The organism is Streptomyces sp. XM4193 (assembly GCF_023072595.1).
Taxonomy (GTDB): Bacteria; Actinomycetota; Actinomycetes; order Streptomycetales; family Streptomycetaceae; genus Streptomyces.
In genome coordinates, this window is sequence record NZ_JALLGK010000001.1 from 1,030,200 (window position 1) to 1,047,162 (window position 16,963).

Consider the following 16,963-nt stretch of genomic DNA (forward strand, 5'->3'; position numbering starts at 1 on the left):
TCGAAGAAGAGGCCCGCACATGAGCAGTACCCTCGCCGCCCCCGACCCAGAGGCCGACAGTCGGCCGCGGCTGTGGTCACCCGCCCGCAACCGGAACTTCCGTCTGCTGTGGGCGGGCCAGTCGCTGTCCCTGCTCGGTGACGGATTCAGCGTCATCGCCTTCTCCTGGATCACCCTGACCCTGACCGGCTCCACCCTCGCCCTCGGATACGTGCTTGCCTTCCAGGCCGTTCCCCGGGCGCTGTTCACCCTGGTCGGCGGCACGCTCGGGGACACCTGGTCCACCCGTACGCTGATGGCCGTCTCCAGCTTCGCCCGCGCGGCGCTGATGGCCGCCGTCGGACTGATCGGGCTCGCCGACGGTCTGACGGTCTGGATGCTCTGCGCCGCCGCCGCGGCCTTCGGCACCGTGGACGCCTTCTTCCATCCCGCACGGGTCGCGATCCTGCCGTCGGTGGTCGACGAGAAGACCCTGCCGCCCGCCAACGCCCTGCTCAGCGCGGGCGCCAGGACCGCGGCGGTGATCGGCCCGGGCATCGGCGGCACCGTCATCGCCTTCACCGGGGCGCCCGCCGCGTTCCTGGTCGACGCGGTCTGCTTCGCCGTCTGCGGCTGGTGCGTGCTCGCCATCCGTCCCCGGCAGCGGACCGCGCAGGACGACTCCGCCGACACCTCGTCGGCCTCCGCCGCGGGATCGGGATCGGACTCGGGATCGGACTCGGGTTTCCCCGACAGCGTTTCCGGCGACCGCGCTTCAGGCGTCGGGGAGGGCGGCGGCGAGAAGACGCTCGTCGTCGAGAAGACCGATGGCGGGAAGGTCGATGGCGGGAAGGCCGGCGGGGAGGGGCCGCCCGACCCCGGGCCGGCCGCCCAGCTCTCGCTCGGTGCGCGCATCCGCGAGGGCGTGGTGTACACCTGGCGCGACCCTCGGCTGCGGACGATCGTCGCCCTCGACACCGCGATCAACTTCTGTTACTCCGGGCCGTTCGTGGTCGGCTTCGCCACTCTCGCCAACGAGGTGCTCAGCGGCGGGTCCGCCACCCTCGGACTGCTCAACGGCGCGCTCGCGGGCGGCGCTCTGCTCGGTGCGCTGGCCGGCGGCGCGGTCGGCGGCCGGCTCCGGGTGGGCCTGCTGGTCGCGGCACTGGCCGGCTGGCTGGCGATGGGAATGACCGTGCTGGGGCTGGTCGAATCCACCGTGGCGGTACTGGCGGTGGTCCTGACCATGGGCTTCGGCATCGGCTTCCAGGGCGTCTACGGGATCAGCTGGATCCAGCGCAACATCCCGCAGAACGTGCTCAGTCGGGTCATCTCGGTGGACATGGTGCTCGGTTACGCCGTCGCACCGGTCTCCCTGATCGTCTGCGGTGCGCTGGCCGGCAGCTCCCCGACGCTCCTGTTCTCCTTCGTCGGAGTGATGCTGCTGATGACCGGGCTGGCGGTGCTCTGCTCCCGTTCGGTGCGGGAGATGCGCTGAGACCGGGCCGGCGGACCGGGGCCGAGCGCTCCGGTTCGCCGGCCTGCGCGTGCGCGACGCGTGCGGGGCGGGTACGAGCGTCGGGTGTCCGAGGTCGGGGCGTCAGCTGCCCGAGGGCCGGAAGGCGGCCGAACGCGCGCACAGATTGGCCCTGTTGGTGGCGCCGACCTTGGCCATCAGACTGGCGATGTGCTTCTCCGCCGTGCGCGGGGAGATGAACAGCCGGTCGGCGAGGTCCTTGTTGCTGAGCCGCTCCGCCAGCAGCCGGAAGACCTCGTACTCCCGTACCGTCACGCCCTGGGCGCGCAGCTCCTCCGGGATGCCGCTGGTCCCGCTGCGGTGCTGGTGCAGCGAGACGCCCAACTGGCGCAGCCCGGCCCGGCAGGCGTTGGAGACCGGCGGCACGTTCAGCTCGTGGAAGTGGTGTTCGGCCTGGCGCAGCCAGCCGACCGGATCGCCCCAGCCGTCCCGCCGCGCCGCGTCCGCGACCAGCCGCAGCCCCAGGTGCCGTGCCATCGGGTACGGCTCGGACTGGGTCTCGGCCACCCGTGCGGCGGCCCGTTCCCCCTCGCCCTCGGCGCCGAGCAGGACGGCGTCGGCGAGGGTGACGAACTGCCGGTTCCAGCGCAGCCGGGAGGTGGCGGTGGCGGTCACCTCGCGGTACCGCTCGCGGCCCGCGGCGCCGGACAGCACGTCCAGCAGCAGCCCCAGACCGTGGGTGCCGCTGAGGTGGAAGGTGGAGGGGTTGTCCGCCTCCAGGGCGCGCACGGTGCGCAGCTCCTCGGCCGCCCGTTCGCGGTTCTCCTCCAGCAGTGCGCAGAACGCCCGGGCCAGCCCGTACCCCAGCGGCTCCTCCTGGGACCCGGCGCCGTCCCACTCGGCGAGGTCCGCCAGCCGGGCCTCCATCTCCGCGCGGTCGCCCCGGTGGGCGGCGAGCACGGCCTGTGCGGTCAACACGTAGCGCACGGTGGGCGCGAACCGCAGCCGGCGGACCACGGCCAGGCACTTGGCCGCCGCCTCGCCGGCCGCCGCGTACTCGCCGCGCAGCACGGCGTCCAGGACCAGGATGCCGTCCACGGTGTGCACCACGTTGACCGAGCCGAGCCGCAGCGCCTCCTCACGGGCCTCGCGGAGCCCGGCCGAATCCCCGTCCGCCAGCCAGGAGTTGCCGCCCAGCCGGGTCATCACGTACATCCGCTGGAGCGGCAGCCGGTGCCGCTCGGCGGTGTCGCCGGCCTGCTCCAGCATCTCCCTGGCACGGTCCGGGTCGCGTTCGCGGACGACGGTGGCCAGCAACTGCCAGGCCTGGCAGGCGACCACGGGCAGTTTGTGGTGTTCGGCCGCGGCGGCGGCCGACAGCGCGAGCGCCTCCGCCTGCTGGGTGCGGCCCGGGCCCGGGGTGTCCAGCGCCAGGTACGCGGCGGTCACGTCGACGGCGGCGGCCTCGGCCTCGTCCGGGGCGAGGGCCAGCTCGGCCCTGGCCCGTTCGATCTGCCGGTTGCCGTCGCTCCAACGCCCCGCCAGATGGGCCACCTTGGCCAACCGGGTGTGCACGGTGGCCAGCCTGGCCGGGCTGAGCCCGGAGCCGTCCAGGGTGCGCAGATCGTCGACGAGGTCGAAGGCGCGGGTGAAGTCCCCGGCCTCGGCCAGTGCGGGCAGCAGGTTCTCCAGCACCTCCGCGCGGGCCTGCGGCCGGCCGCCGCCGGCGAGCAGCCCCTCGGCCCGGGTCAGCAGCGCGACGGCGGAGCTGAGCGCACCCGTCGCCAGCGCCCGCGCCCCGGCCTGCGCGAAGAGGTCCCCGGCCCGCTCCCGGTCGCCGGCCTCGTCCCGCAGACCGGCCGCGAAGACGCACCAGTCGCCCTCCAGCCCGGGGCGCAGCTCCTCCACGGCCTCGGCTCCCCGCCGGGCCAGCTCCGCCCGCTGACCCGTCGTCATCTGCGTGAACAGTGCCTCGACGCTCAGGGAGTGCCGGAAGGAGTACCAGTCGGGCGCGGGCTCGTCGGGTATGACGAGCCGGGCGGCGACCCCGGCGTGCAGGTGGGTGAGCAGCGCACGGTCGTCGATGTCGGTCATGCGCTGGAGGACGGTCAGCGGGAAGCGCCGCCCGAGCACGGCGGCGGCCGAGAGCAGGGTCAGGCCCTGCGCGCCGAGCCGGTCGATGCGCCGCAGGATGCCGCGGGCCAGCGTCGAGGAGACGTCGCCGCGTGCGTCGCCGACCGCCCGCCAGCCGTCCGGGCCCTGCACCAGCGCGCCGGTCCCGATGATCGACTGGAGCAACTCCTCGATCAGGTACGGGCTTCCGGCGCTGTCCTCCCACAGCCGCTGGAGCACCGCTTCGGGAACTTCCTCCGGGGAGTCGACACCCAGCTGCGCCGCGGCCATGGCGCCGGTCTGAGCGCGGGTCAGCGGCGGCAGCTCCAGCAGCGTCGCCGCGCCCCGGCGCCGCGCGGACTGGGCGAGATCGAGGGCGTCGCTGAAGTCGGTGCGCACGGTGGCCAGGAGCAGCACCGGGGTGTGCTCAAGATTGTCGACGAGGTACTCCAGGACCCCCAGGGTCTCCGGGTCGGCGTCGTGCAGATCCTCCAGCAGCAGCAACAGCCCCTGCTCCGGGGCGGAGGCGAGCAGCAGCCGCAGCACCGCCTCGCCGAGCACCACCATGGAACTGCTCTCGCGCTCGCCGGTGTACCAGTCCGGGATCAGCTGTCCCAGCGCCGGACGGTAGGGGCCGAGCAGCACGCCGTCCGGCGGGTCGCCGCTGCGGAAGAGCGACATCAGCGCCTCGGTGAGCGGGCGGAACGGCACCGCGGGCCCGGTGGTGCTGCTGCGTCCGCGCAGCACCCGCATCCCGTCGTTCAGCGCGCCGCCGGCGGCCTCCGCGCCCAGCCGCGACTTGCCCACGCCGGCCTCGCCGACGACGAAGACCACGCCCCCGCGACCCTGTCGGGTGTCGGCGAGGGCGGTGCCGAGCTGCTCCAGCTGAGGGTCCCTCCCGACCAGGGATCGCGTATGGGAGCGCATGATTGAGGATGATAAGCAGAAATCCTGCCCGGACGGCAGGATGCGTGACACTCGTCCCGAGGTCGGTGTGTGGCGCACGGGACAGCCGGAGCGCGTGCGTCCGGTGCCGACCGCCGAGCGGCAGGGCCACCGCGGCCCGCTCGGGACCTCCCCGGCACAACGCCGTGCGGCGCGAAGCCCGTTGAGGCTTCGCGCCGCGCGGTGTCGGCCCGGGGGACGCTTCCGGCTCAGGCACCGCCGATGGGGGCGGAGACCGAAGTGTCCACACTGCTCAGCGTGATGACGATGCCGCTGGTCAGCACCATTCCGGCGAGTGCGCGGGCCCGGGAGCAGGCACCGTTGCGGCCCTTGAGGGTGATGCCGCCGGCGGCGTCCTGCTGCTCGGTGGCGACGGCCTCGTTCGCTCCGTGGGCTCTGACGGTGGTGGCGTCGTCGCGGTGCTGGTCCATGTCTGGCTCCTGAGTGTCGTGAAACGCGTGGGACTGCTCGTGATGGCGCGAGGGTGGTTCGCGTGGTGGTGCTCGGTGGTGCGTGTTCGTGCGTGGTGCGTGGTGCCTGTTTGTGCGTGGTGCTCGGTGGTGCGTGTGGTGCTGGGTGGTGCGTGGAGTCCGAAGGGACGGACGGACTCCGGGGGTTGGGCTGGTGGCTGCCGGGCGGTGGGGCCCGGCGGCGTCGGTGGGGTCAGGTGCGGGGCCGTTCGCCGGAGCGGCCCGGTGGTTCCTCCTGCGGGTGCTCCAGCAGCAGTACGGAGGGTACGGAGCGCGGGTGCGCGAGGCGCAGCAGCCCGTAGCCGATGCCCGCGAGGCCGGTCAGCAGTCCGGGTGTGGGGATCCGGTCCGGTGTGGCGCAGCGGTGGCCCTGGGCCTCGACCAGGGCGAGCACATCGCCGGTGCCGCGGATCAGGGCCTCCCCGGCCCGGGCTGTCAGCTCCTCGTCCCGGCCGCCGGGGCCGGCGAGCACGGCCAGGGCCTCCAACTGCCCCAGCGTGCCGCGGCCGAGGCTGAGGTCGAAGGAGGTCCCGCACTCCGCGAGCCGCTCGATGCGGTCGGCGGAGGGGACCCCGGTCAACCGCGCGGCGGCGGCGGTGATGCCGGCGGTCCCGTCCGTCCAGGAGAGGTCGAGGGTGCTCCCGGGCCCGGTCTCGCGGGCCGCCCGGCGGAGCAGCTCCTGCGCGAGGACGGTGTGCGGTCGGGCGCGCTCGGGCCGCAGTTCGGCGTACCGCAGCAGCGCCCAGCCGATGCCGGCGGCGCCCTCCGCGAAGCCGGCGCCGAGGGCGTCGCGCTGCTCCGGTACGGACAGCTGGGCGGTCAGGGCGTCGGCCAACCGGTCGGCGAGGAGCAGGGCCCGTGCGTCACCCGTCATCCGGTGGGCGCTGACGGCGGCCGTCAGCGCACCGGTGTTGCCGCTCGCCAGTCCCGGTTCGGGGCAGTGCCGCACGGCGTGCTCCAGCGCGGTGAGCGCGTCCGGGAGGGAGTCCAGGAGCCGTTCGTCGGTCAGCCGGGAGAGCCGGAGCAGGGCGTGCACCACGCCGCCCAGGCCGTGGTAGGCGCCGGGGCCGACGGGGGCGGCCAGCTCGGGTTCGGCCGCCAGGGCGCGCAGCAGCGGCGCCAGCGGCCGTACCGACTCCTGGGCGAGGGTGCCGTGACGGCCGGGGCCGGCGAGGGAGTTGAGCTGGGCCAGGAAGAGCGCGACGCCGCAGTAGCCCTGTGCCAGTCCGGCGCCCATCGGCAGGACCGCCCAGTGCGGCCCCGAAACCTGTTCCAGGCCCAGCCAGTTGGCCCGGCCCTCGGAGCGCACGGCGCGGGCGGCGATCTCGTCGGCGATACCGGCCGCGGCGGCCAGCAGCCGGGAGGGGGCGGCGCCCGCGGTCGGCACCGGTGTGACGGCCAGCTCCGAGCGGGGGCGGGCGCCGGGGAGTCCGGCGCTGCCCGCGGCGAGCGTGGCGCGGACGATCCACTCCTGGTCCAGGCAGTCGACCTCGTCCAGCCGGGCCAGTTTGCGCCGTACGGCGGTCAGCGCGGCCACCGGCAGCAGGTCCGGCAGCCAGGTGCCGTCGGACGAGCGCACTCCGGTGCCGGAGGGACGGTGGACGAAGAGCGGCACGTCGCCGCGCCACATGTCGGCCGTCTCCTGCTCGATGAGCCGGCGACGGGCGCCGTCCGCCAGGGACTCGGTCCACAGGACGGCGAAGACGCTGTCGCGGGCGAGGGCGTCGCCCAGCAGGGAGGGGTGAGTCGACTCCTCCAGCAGGGTGGCGTACAGCCGGGTCGGGCGGGCGATCAGCCGTGCGGGCGAGTCCGCCCAGGTGCGCAACGGCCCGTCCGCCGCCTCCAGTTCGGCGCGGTGCTCCGCGATGGCGGCGTACCCGGCGCGGAAGCCCTCCAGCAGTACGGCCCGGTGGTCGGCGCGGCCCAGCGGCCGGTCCTCGGGCAGCGGGTGGTTCTGTGCGGCCGGGCTCAGCACGGGGCCGCGGACCACCCGCATCACATCGGTGCCGCAGTTCTGCCAGTTGAGACCTTCGCTGGGGAAGGTGCCGTCGGCGGACCGGCCGAGTGCGGAGATGTCCAGTGCGCCCTGCTCGCCGATGAGCAGATGCGGCAGGAGGCAGGTGCGGTGCACCGAGGCGCGCAGTGCTTCGGCCGCGGGGTCGGCGCCGGCCGTGTTCGGCTCCGGCAGGCCGGTGTGCAGCAGCGTCTCGGCGTCGACCAAAACCGGCTGGTCACCGCAGGCGATGAGGTTCTCGTAGTGCATGTCGGCGCCGTCCAGCGCGTACAGCAGGGCCAGCAGCGCGCCCTGACGGCGGTAGAAGGCGGCGGCCTCGCCCAGCGAGCGGCACCAGCGGTGGGGCACGAACTCCAGCCAGCCGTAGCCCTGTCGGCGCACCGTGCGCGGGGTGCGCACACGCATTCCGGGGGCCTTGGTCCCGAACCACGCGGTCAGCTCGTCCAGCAGCGCGTGCTGGGACAGCGGGCGCGGCTTGTGGACCACGCGCGCGCCGTCCGCGAAGGCCAGGATCGCGACCGAACGACCGCCCTGGTGCGGATCGCCCTGCCCCAGGTCGACGCCGACCAGCGCGCCCGGGTCGCGGCCGTCGAGCAGCTCCGCGACCAGTGCGTCCCGGTCGGCCCGGAAGCGCAGCACCAGTTCGGCGGCGGCCTCCGCGGCGTCCGACGAGGTCTGGGCGAGCATGCGGGCCAGTACGGGGTAGCGGGTCAGCAGCCCGCCCAGTCCCTCGGCGGTGCGCAACTCCTCGACGAAGGAGCAGAACCGGCGGCGCGAGTCGGCGCCCGCCAGGCGCCCGGCGCGGCGGGCAGCGTCCAGTTCGAGCACCAGGGTGCGGCCGGCGAGCCGTACCAGCCGGTGGGTGAGCCGCTGCTCGAACGCCCGCCGCCACACGTCCTGTTCGTCCCTCGGCAGGCCCGCCAGCGCGACGTCGAGCCGGGTGGCGGCCAGCGCGGTGAACGGCCGGACCACGGGCGCGAAGACCTCGGGCCCCTCGACGGCCCCGGCGGCCCCCGCCTGCCCGAACGGGTCTGTGTCCTCTGTGCCTTCGGCCTGCTCGGCCTGCTCGGAGAGGCGGTCCGCGGTGTCGAGTGCCAGCTCCGCGTACTCCGCCCACATCGGCTTGGGTGCTCGTGCCGCCAGCCGCTCGGGAGCCTCCTCGGCCAGCGCCCGGGCCGCTGCGGTGTCCACCTCCAGGTGCGCCAGCCGGGCCGCGAAGCCCTCCGCGTCCCCGGCCTCCCACGGCGCCGCGCCGGCCGAAGCGCCCGCCGGCTGCGGCGGGTTGGGCGCGTCGAGCCGTTCGGCGAGGGACAGCGCCCGGGCCCACCAGGCAAGCGGTAGGCCGGCGCTCTGCGGAAGCTGGAGGCTGGCTGTTTCGATCACACTACGAAGGTCGCAGACGCCCCCGCCCCCCACATGGGGGAGTAGCCCCCACATTGTGCGCGGACCCCGTGCCCGCCGGGGCGGACATGGGGGAGCGGACCCGTGCCCGGAAGCCGGATGAGCGGCGAACGGGCTGGTCGGCGGGGGTGCGCGCCACCCGTCCCGCACCCGGCGGGGGATGGGGGAGACGTACGTGTGGGTGGTCAAGGGGCCGCCGTGCGCGTCCCGTTGACCCGTACGCGGGCGTGGGCTTCGCCGGAGCCAGCCCGCGGACCCGCCCCGCCCGCCCCACCCGCGGCGCGTGCGCGCGGGCCGGCGCGACCGGGACCGCACCCCAACCCCACCGGCGCCGGGCCCGGCGGGCAAAGGTGGGGAACGACTACCGATGCCGGGCACCCGGCGGATCGGGGAGCGTCTGCCCCAGGACAACAGCCCGACCCCGCCCGGACGTTCGCGGCGGACCACGACCGACACCAAGGAGAGGCAGATGGGTGCACCCGTACCGGTCAGCGTGACCGCACTCGACCCCGTGCTGGAGGCCGGCACTCGCAGCACCCTCGTCAACTGCGCGGACCTCGCCGTCTGCGAGCCGGACGAGGCCCGGGTGGTGGTGCTCACCGTGGACCGGCTCGGCCCCTCGGAGCTGGACATGGTGCGCACCACCCGGGCGTTGCGGCAGGGCCCCGCGGTGGTCCTGCTGGCCGGGGCGCTGGCTTCGGGCGACGCGCTGCACGCCCTCGCCGCCGGCGCCCGCGGGCTGCTGCTGCGCCGCGAGGCCGACGCCACCCGCCTCTCGCACGCGGTGCTGGCCGCGGCCCGGGACGAGTGCACCCTGCCGCCCGACCTGCTGGAGGCGGTGCTGGACCGTACCGGCGCGGCCACCGGCTGGGCGGGCAACTCCCTCTCCGAGCGCGAGCGTTCGGTGCTCCAGTTGGTCGCGGACGGCCACGAGACCTCGGAGATCGCCCACCAACTCGCCTACTCGCCCCGCACGGTGACCAGCGTCATGCACGACATCACCCAGCGCTTCCGGCTGCGCAACCGCGCCCACGCGGTGGCCTTCGCCCTTCGGGCAGGTCTGCTGTGAGCACCCTGGCCCCGCCCCCTATGACGGCCGCGCCGACCGCCGTCTCCTCAACTGCCGCCGTACTGCCGTCGGTTCGCCTCGTGCCGCCCCGCCCGGACCGCGAGGCGGTACGGGTGCGGACGCTGCTGCGCCGAGCCGGACTGCACTGCGAGTCGGGCCCGGAACCGGCCCGCCGCGCCACCGGTACGGGGCTCAGAGCCTCCGCCTCCGCCTCCACCACCTGCCCCGGCCCCGGCGCTCGTACCGGCAGCGGCACCGTCACCGTGCTCGTGGCCGACGACGCGGAGCGGGAACTCCGCCGACTGACCGATGCGGGCCCGCTGCTGCTGATCTGCGACACCGTCACCAGGGCCAGCCTGCGGCAGGCCCTGCGAGTGGGCGCCGTGGTGCTGCGCAACGCCGACCTCACCGCCGACGGCCTGCGGGACGCCGTCCGCCGGGCCGGCCACCTGCTGCCGAGCATCCCGTACCCGATGCTCTCCCACCTGCTGACCAGGGAAGGACGCCCGGCCCGCACCGACCGCGCACAGCAGCAGGAGAAGGCGCCCTGGGGCGCGGCACTGCCGAGCCTGACCGCCCGGCAGGTGCGGGTCCTGCGGCTGATGGCCGAGGGCCACGGCAACGCCGACATCGCCGAGCTGCTCAGCTGCTCGGAGCACACGGTGAAGAACATCATCTACGAGGTGATGTCGCGGCTCCAGGCCCGTAACCGGGCCCACGCGGTCGCCCGCGCCCTCCGCGACGGCCTCATCTGACCCCGCCACCCCACGCGCGCCGACCCGGGGGCTAGGTGGTGCGGAGGGTGAGGGCGAGGAGGGCGAGGGCCAGCACGGTGCCGCCGCCGACCTTCAGCAGCGGGAGCCGGTCCTGGAGTCGGTCGTCCCACTCCTCGCCGGTCCCGGCCGCACACCGCAGCACCGGGGTGGCCGCCCGGCCGACGGCGAAGCCGACCCCGGCTGCCAGCGCCGGCTGCGCCTCACCGGCGAGCAGCACCCCGAGGGCCAGCACGTACGGCAGGGTCGCCGACACGTAGGTGCGCACGCCGGTGCCCATCTCGAAGCCGAACTGGAGCGTGCCGCGCACCAGATCGCGCTGGAGCACGTCCTGCGGGACCTGGCGCGAGTTCTGGGGCAGGGGGAACCGCAGCACGCCGGCGTCCCGGGCGACTCCGGCCGCCGCCGCGGCGACGGTCAGGGGCAGCGCCCAGTTGTCCGGCAGCGGGCTCAGCAGGCCGGAGAGCAGCCAGAGCACGGATGCGGACAGCAGAGCGCCGAGCAGCAACCCGGTGGAGAAGACCCCGAGGACGGTGGTCTGTCGATGTACGGCCCGCCAACCTGGCGAGGCAAGCGCATGTGCGCTGTTGCGCGTTCAAACGGAGCCGGAGAGCGAGTAGCCCGCGAGGCCGCCGAGCACCGCCCAGGTGAGGACGGGGCCGTACCAGGAGGCGGCGACCGCGGCGCAGACCAGTGCGAGCACGGGTATCGCGGGGTCGGTGAGCCGGCCGCGCACGCGGCTGCGACCCGTCGTCCCGCTCATGCCCCTCCCTCCGCGTCGCCGTCGGGCGTCCTGTCGTTCTGTCGTCCGGCCGTCCTGTTGCCCTTGTCCGGGCGTCCGGGCGCCCGGAGTGCCTGTGTGCCGGGCCGACCGGTGTCGTGCGACCGGTTGCCCGGACCGTACGGGTCGGTTGCCCGGCGCGGTGCGGCTACGCGCCGCCGACCAGGGCGCGCCAGGTCTGCTGGCCGACGATGCCGTCCTGGGTGAGGCCCGCTGCCTTCTGCAACTCGCGCACCGCGGTGGTGGTCAGCGGCCCGAAGGCGCCGTCCACCTCGATGGGGTGGCCGTGCTTGACGCACTGGCGCTGTGCGGCGTGCACCGACTGGCCGTTGTCGCCCTCCTTGACGGTGACCACCAGATGGGGCCAGGTCACGGGGTCGACGGTGCCGCCGGCCTCCAGGCCGACGGACGTCTGGAACTGCTTGACCGCGGCCTCGGTGTCGGGGCCGAAGATGCCGTCCGCCTCCAGGGTGAACTGGTGGTGGGTGAGCAGGTGTTGGGCGGTGTGCACGTCGGGGCCGCGGACGCCGGACTTGAGCGTCGGCCAGGTGACGGTGCCCTCGCAGCCGCAGTCGGTGGTCCAGCGGCAGATCGAACGGACCCAGCCGGAACCGGAGTTGAAGTAGCCGTCGTGGCAGCGGCGTTCGATGCCGCAGGCGCAGGCTCCGCAGGCACCGGTGAAGCGCCACAGCCAGCCGTCGTAGGTGCCGGAGTAGCACTGGTTGGGACGCAGGGTCCAGGTGGTGCCGTCGTTGCGGTGGAAGCCCTCGTGCTCGCCGGAGGTCTCGCAGGCGGCGGCGTGCACGGTGCTCGGGCCGCAGCCGGGGGAGCAGTCGTGGTCGGAGGCGTACGAGGGGCAGTCGCCGGTCCAGATGTCGTACCCGTCGGCGTACGCCTCGCGGGCCACCGAGAAGACGCCGAGGGAGGCGAAACCGACCGCGGTCGCGGCCTGGAGCGCGGTGCGGCGGGAGAGCACGAAGCGCGGCAGGCCCGCGGTGCTCCGCCGGACCGGCCGGTCCGAGCTGTCGGAGCGGCGGAGCATGGGGACGTCGTCCAGGTGGGGCATCACGCGCTCCTCGGCTGGCTGGCGGGAAGTTCGGCGAGCAGTTCGTGCAACGCCTCGGGGGCGCCGAGCGGTTCGGAGCGCAGGACCCGGCCGCCGGCCGCGACCAGCACGGCGAAGGGCGTGGCGATCGCGTCGTACGCGGTGAACAGGTCGGGGCGGTGGTCGAGGACGGGCACCGAGTGCGTTTCGGCAGGGGCCTCGTCGGCATAGACGGCGCGTACGGCGGGGCCGCCGGCAGCGTCCGTGCCGTCGGCGGCGGTGTGCACGCGGTCCGCCTCGGCCAGCACCCGGACGCAGGTGCGGCAGTCGGGGCTGAGGAAGAGCAGCAGGGTCGGCCGGTCCTCGGCGAGCAGCTCCGCCGCGTGCGGCGCGGGGCTGCCGGGGGCGACGCCGACCCGTCCGGGGGTGCGCGCGGCGCCGCCGCCCCGGGAGAGCTGGTGCACCTGGCGCACCAGGCCGGACACCACCAGGGCGAGCAGGGCGATGGCGACCCAGGACACGAGCAGGGCACTGGTCACGAAGTCCACGCGCGGTGTCCCCCTCTCACGGTGGGCATGGCTGTCACGGTGTTCACGTTCCGCGTGTGCGGTGCGTGCGGTCCGTGGGGTGTGTGCGGTGTGTTCGGTGTGTTCCGCGGGCGCGGGTCGGGTGCCACGGAGCGGCGGGCCGGCGCGGGGCCGCCGGCGGGCTGCGCCATCGCGGCCGGCAGCACCCACAACAGTGCGGCGAGGGTCACCGCGACCAGCGCGGCGACGGCGGTCTCGGCGGCGCCGTCCGGCGGGTTCCCGGGGCCGGCCGCCAGTACCGCGCCGCCCAGGGCCAGCGCGGCGAACACCCAGGCGCGGCCGACCACCCAGCCGCTCAGCGGCACCTCGGTGCGCGAGCAGCCGCAGGGGCCGCCGCGGCCGGTGGCCAGGACGTGCCGGGTGTAGAGCGCGTAGCAGACGAAGAGCACCGCGGTAGCGGCCAACGCCGCGGTGAGCGCGGTGCGTTGGCGGAGCAGCAGGCTCGCGACGAGAGCCGCGCCGAGCGCGCCCTCGGCCAGGGTGGCCGTGCCGGCGGCGAGGCGGATGGCGCGCTCGGGCACCAGGCCGTGCGCGTACAGCGCGTCCGGCAGCGCGGCGGGGCGCGTGAGGTGTGCGGCGCATCCGGCGAGCAGCACCAGCAGCACCACCGCGGTGGTGACGGTGCCGAGCAGGGAGGTCACCGGTTCCTCACCCCGCGGTCCGCAGGTCGAGCCGGTCCACCGCACGGGGCACCGAGGCGACGTCCACACCGGCCAGCGGCACGATGGTGGCCCACAGGTCGGAGCCGGAGAGGACGAAGAAGGGACTCCCGTCGGAGAGGCTGTCCCGGAAGAGCTCCCCGGAGCCGACCGACGCGCCTTCCCAGGGCGGGAGTTGGGCTCCGTGTTCCCGGGTGCGCCGGGCGACCTCGACCAGGCCCAGGGAGGGGATCTCCTTGACGACGGCCGCCGGGCGCGCCAGTCGGCTGCCGGCGGCGCGGTCGGGGGCCAGTACGACGCCGTCCGGGTGCTCGGCGATGTCCAGGGTGCGCAGCAGCGAGAGGACGTCGGCGAGGCGGGCGCGGTAGAGCCGGGTGATCAGGCTGAACCGGCGGCCCTCCCAGACGACCAGCGTCGGGTTCTCCACCTGCTGGGACTGCCGGTCGTACTCGCTGGTGGTCGCGGTGCGCAGGGTGCCGCCGCGGAAGGCGAGTTCGGAGTCGAAGTCGGTGACGCCGAGCGAGGCGGCGACCGACTCGCCCAGCTTGCGCGGTCCCGAGGTGAACTCGTGCAGACGGCCGCCGGCGATCACCTCGACGACGGAGGTGGCCGGCTGCGTCAGGTCCAGGTCCCCGGAGAGACGGAAGGCGACGCCGTCCAGGGAACGGTGCTCGACGGCTGTGGATGGAGCCACGGTGTTCCTCCCGAGAGCCCGAGTTCGGCGACCGCCGACTGCCGGCGACGACGAGAGCCCACCCTGTCCGTTTGTCGATGCACGGTCAATAACTCGTGTACGGGTAAGGCGGTGCGGAGGCGGGCGGAGTGCCGTGGGGAAGCGGCGGGTCGGCCGGTCGGTCGGGCGGCCGGTCCGTTGGACGGCGGGCCGGTGGGGCGGCGCGGGCGCGCGGGGGTTCGGTGGGGCGGCGCGGGCCCGTGCGTCCGTACCGGGCCGCGCGCGCTCACCGGCGCACACGTACGGGGTCAGCGGACCACCACCGGGGAGGGGCCGGGGGGCAGCACCTCGCCGATCACCGGGTGACCGGCGATCTCGCCGGTCAGCAGCAGCCCGCCGGAGGTCTGGGCGTCCGCCAGCAGCAGCCGTTCGCTCTCGGGGGCGGAGCCGAACTCCACGTGCGGAGCGACCCATTGGAGGTTGCGCCGGGTGCCGCCGCTGACGTAGCCGTCCGCCAGTGCCTGTCGGGCGTCGGCGAGGTACGGCACCGCGGCGGCGTCGACGGCGAGCGTCACGCCGGAGGCGCGGGCGAGCTTGTAGGCGTGGCCGAGCAGGCCGAAGCCGGTGACATCGGTGCCGGCCGGAATGCCCGCCTCGACCGCGGCGCGGGAGGCGTCGCGGTTCAGCGCCGCCATCACCTCGACCGCCTCGGCGAAGACCGTGCCGGTCGCCTTGTGACGGGAGTTGAGCACGCCGCTGCCGAGCGGTTTGGTGAGCGTCAGCGCGCTGCCGGGGACGGCCGCGTCGACCCGCAGCATCCGGTCCGGGTGCACCAGCCCGACCACGGACATGCCGTACTTCGGCTCGGCGTCGGTGATGCTGTGCCCGCCCGATACCTGGCAGCCCGCGGCGTGCGCCACGTCCCGGCCGCCGCGCAGCACCTCGGCGGCCACCTCCAGCGGCAGCGTCTCCCGGGGCCACGCCAGCAGGTTGACCGCCGCCCAGGGCGTGCCGCCCATCGCGTAGACGTCGGACAGGGCGTTGGCCGCCGCGATCCGGCCCCAGTCGTACGGGTCGTCCACCACCGGCGTGAAGAAGTCCGCGGTGGTGACCAGGGCGCGTTCGGAGTCCAGCCGCACCACCGCGGCGTCGTCCCCGCCGCCGTCCAGGCCGACCAGCAGCTCGGCGGCCGGGTTCGCGGGGGCGCTGCCGGCCAACGCGGCCACCAGCTCGTCGAGTTCACCCGGAGGGAGCTTGCAGGCGCAGCCGCCACCACCGGCGTACTGGGTCATGCGCGGAACCGTCATCCGCCGGACGGTAGCCCGCCGCGGCGGCGAGGACCAGCCCCGTCCCGACCGGCCGCACGCGGCGAGCTGCGGCTAGACTCCGCGCCGGAGGCGTGCGGGTGCCTGGTGGCCCCCACGGTCTTCAACACCGATGCGGTCGGGAACCCCGGCCGGGTGGGTTCGATTCCCATACGCCTCCGCTCGCCGGCTCCCGGTGCGAACCCGCCGGCCCGTACCGGACCGCCGCGGGCCCGTACCGCCGCGGGCCGGACGCGCCGTACCGGGCCGCGGGACGCACACCGGGCCCGCCGTACGTGCGGGAGCCCGGTCGGGAACGGCCGTGAGGCACGACGAGGACCCGGGGAGGACAGCCGATGGCCGACGCCCGACGCCGCGTTCCCAGGACGGACGCGCTGCTGGCCGACCCCAGGCTCGCCGCCGCGGCCGAGCGGTTGGGCCGCGAACCGGTGCGCGGCGCCGTGACGGCAGCCCAGGAACGGGTGCGCTGCGGCGAGTTGGCGCCCGAGGAGGCCGCCGACGCCGCCGTGGACGCCCTGCCGCCGACCGCCGCCGCGCTCCTCCCGGTGGTCAACGCCACCGGAGTGGTGGTCCACACCAACCTCGGCCGCGCCCCGCTCTCCGAGGCCGCCCGGGCCGCGCTGGCGGACGCCGCGGGCTGCACGGACGTGGAGTACGACCTGGCCACCGGCCGACGGGCTCGGCGCGGTGGCGGCGCCGTGGCCGCTCTCGCGGCGGCGGTGCCCGGTGCGGAGGCGGTGCACGCGGTCAACAACAACGCAGCCGCACTGGTGCTGGCCGCGACGGCACTGGCCCGGGGCCGCGAAATCGTCCTCAGCCGCGGCGAGATGGTGGAGATCGGCGACGGTTTCCGGCTCCCCGACCTGCTCGCCGCCACCGGCGCCACGCTGCGCGAGGTCGGCACCACCAACCGCACCCATCTCGCGGACTACCGCGAGGCGATCGGGCCGCGCACCGGCTTCGTCCTCAAGATCCACCCGTCGAACTTCCACACCGCCGGCTTCGTCTCCTCGGTGCCGATCGCCCAACTCGCCACGCTCGGCGTGCCGTTGGTGCACGACATCGGCTCCGGACTGCTGCGCCCGCACCCGGTGCTCCCGGACGAACCGGACGCCGCGACCTCGCTGGCCGACGGCGCCGACCTGGTCACCGCCAGCGCCGACAAGCTGCTCGGCGGCCCGCAGGCCGGACTGCTGCTGGGCCGCCGCGAAACGGTCGAGCTGCTGCGCACCCATCCGCTCGCCCGCGCCCTGCGGGTGGACAAGCTGACCCTCGCCGCACTGGAGGCCACCCTGCGCGGGCCCGACACTCCGGTCGAGCAGGCGCTGAGCGTCGGCGTCGCCGAACTCGTCCCGCGCGCCGAGGCGTTGGCCGCCCGGCTGCGCGCCGCGGGACTGGACGCCGCCGCCGTCGCCTCGCAGGCGCGGGTGGGCGGCGGCGGAGCACCGGAAGCGGTGCTCGACAGCGCCGCCGTCGCGTTGCCGGCCGCCCTGGCGGCGCCGCTGCGCACCGGCCGTCCGGCCGTCGTCGGCCGACTGCACCGGGACCGGCTGCTGCTCGATCTGCGCACCGTGCCGACGGCGTACGACGAGGTCCTGCACACCGCCGTACTCGCCGCCCGCCCCGCCGCGCCCGCGGCCGACTGACCGCGGC

At 75.3% G+C, this 16,963-nt stretch carries 14 protein-coding genes and 1 tRNA gene; 5 read left to right on the forward strand and 10 right to left on the reverse strand.

Going from position 1 to position 16,963, the window contains the following annotated elements; all coding sequences use genetic code 11:
- Positions 1 to 19 precede the first annotated feature (19 nt).
- Complete coding sequence (locus tag MTQ01_RS04270) at positions 20 to 1,477, forward strand: MFS transporter (RefSeq protein WP_247486915.1); 1,458 nt, start codon at positions 20 to 22, stop codon at positions 1,475 to 1,477.
- 102 nt (positions 1,478 to 1,579) lie between these two features.
- Here the strand turns inward: MTQ01_RS04270 and MTQ01_RS04275 are convergent, their stop codons facing one another.
- The 3 genes from MTQ01_RS04275 to MTQ01_RS04285 form a co-directional block, all read right to left on the reverse strand.
- Positions 1,580 to 4,495 carry an AAA family ATPase gene (locus MTQ01_RS04275; RefSeq protein WP_247486916.1) on the reverse strand — a complete coding sequence of 972 codons (2,916 nt, stop codon included), beginning with the start codon at positions 4,493 to 4,495 and terminating at the stop codon, positions 1,580 to 1,582.
- A 227-nt stretch (positions 4,496 to 4,722) separates the two neighbouring features.
- Positions 4,723 to 4,944: a hypothetical protein gene (locus MTQ01_RS04280; RefSeq protein ID WP_247486917.1), complete on the reverse strand. Its 222-nt coding sequence runs from the start codon at positions 4,942 to 4,944 to the stop codon at positions 4,723 to 4,725.
- A gap of 232 nt (positions 4,945 to 5,176) precedes the next feature.
- The gene (locus MTQ01_RS04285; RefSeq protein ID WP_247486918.1) at positions 5,177 to 8,380 is read right to left on the reverse strand and encodes a type 2 lanthipeptide synthetase LanM family protein; all 3,204 of its coding nucleotides are present in this window, start codon (positions 8,378 to 8,380) and stop codon (positions 5,177 to 5,179) included.
- A 487-nt stretch (positions 8,381 to 8,867) separates the two neighbouring features.
- Between MTQ01_RS04285 and MTQ01_RS04290 the strand changes: the two genes are divergently transcribed.
- Together MTQ01_RS04290 and MTQ01_RS04295 are read left to right on the forward strand one after the other, a co-directional pair.
- A complete protein-coding gene (locus MTQ01_RS04290) occupies positions 8,868 to 9,467 on the forward strand; it encodes a response regulator transcription factor (protein ID WP_247486919.1) in 600 nt (199 codons plus the stop codon).
- A gap of 20 nt (positions 9,468 to 9,487) precedes the next feature.
- Entirely contained in the window at positions 9,488 to 10,222 is a 735-nt protein-coding gene (locus MTQ01_RS04295) for a LuxR C-terminal-related transcriptional regulator (protein ID WP_247486920.1), read from the forward strand.
- A 31-nt stretch (positions 10,223 to 10,253) separates the two neighbouring features.
- Here MTQ01_RS04295 and MTQ01_RS04300 read toward each other — a convergent pair whose 3' ends face one another.
- The 7 genes from MTQ01_RS04300 to selD all read right to left on the reverse strand — a co-directional run bounded on the left by MTQ01_RS04300 (position 10,254) and on the right by selD (position 15,292).
- Entirely contained in the window at positions 10,254 to 10,748 is a 495-nt protein-coding gene (locus tag MTQ01_RS04300; protein WP_247486921.1) for a hypothetical protein, read from the reverse strand.
- Positions 10,749 to 10,835: 87 nt separating this feature from the next.
- Complete coding sequence (locus MTQ01_RS04305) at positions 10,836 to 11,003, reverse strand: hypothetical protein (protein ID WP_247486922.1); 168 nt, start codon at positions 11,001 to 11,003, stop codon at positions 10,836 to 10,838.
- Between the two features lie 166 nt (positions 11,004 to 11,169).
- Positions 11,170 to 12,087, reverse strand: coding sequence for a peptidoglycan-binding protein (locus MTQ01_RS04310; protein ID WP_247486923.1), 918 nt, complete (start codon positions 12,085 to 12,087; stop codon positions 11,170 to 11,172).
- Entirely contained in the window at positions 12,087 to 12,614 is a 528-nt protein-coding gene (locus tag MTQ01_RS04315; RefSeq protein ID WP_247486924.1) for a hypothetical protein, read from the reverse strand. Before MTQ01_RS04315 ends, MTQ01_RS04310 begins: the two co-directional genes overlap by 1 nt.
- The gene (locus tag MTQ01_RS04320; protein ID WP_247486925.1) at positions 12,602 to 13,294 is read right to left on the reverse strand and encodes a MauE/DoxX family redox-associated membrane protein; all 693 of its coding nucleotides are present in this window, start codon (positions 13,292 to 13,294) and stop codon (positions 12,602 to 12,604) included. Before MTQ01_RS04320 ends, MTQ01_RS04315 begins: the two co-directional genes overlap by 13 nt.
- A 7-nt stretch (positions 13,295 to 13,301) precedes the next feature.
- Positions 13,302 to 14,006: a hypothetical protein gene (locus MTQ01_RS04325; RefSeq protein ID WP_247486926.1), complete on the reverse strand. Its 705-nt coding sequence runs from the start codon at positions 14,004 to 14,006 to the stop codon at positions 13,302 to 13,304.
- Positions 14,007 to 14,293: 287 nt separating this feature from the next.
- Positions 14,294 to 15,292 carry a selenide, water dikinase SelD gene (gene selD / locus MTQ01_RS04330; RefSeq protein WP_247486927.1) on the reverse strand — a complete coding sequence of 333 codons (999 nt, stop codon included), beginning with the start codon at positions 15,290 to 15,292 and terminating at the stop codon, positions 14,294 to 14,296.
- Between the two features lie 86 nt (positions 15,293 to 15,378).
- Between selD and MTQ01_RS04335 the strand changes: the two genes are divergently transcribed.
- A tRNA-Sec gene (locus tag MTQ01_RS04335) sits at positions 15,379 to 15,471 on the forward strand.
- 174 nt (positions 15,472 to 15,645) lie between these two features.
- Positions 15,646 to 16,956, forward strand: coding sequence for an L-seryl-tRNA(Sec) selenium transferase (gene selA / locus MTQ01_RS04340; protein WP_247486928.1), 1,311 nt, complete (start codon positions 15,646 to 15,648; stop codon positions 16,954 to 16,956).
- The last annotated feature ends 7 nt before the right edge of the window (positions 16,957 to 16,963 follow it).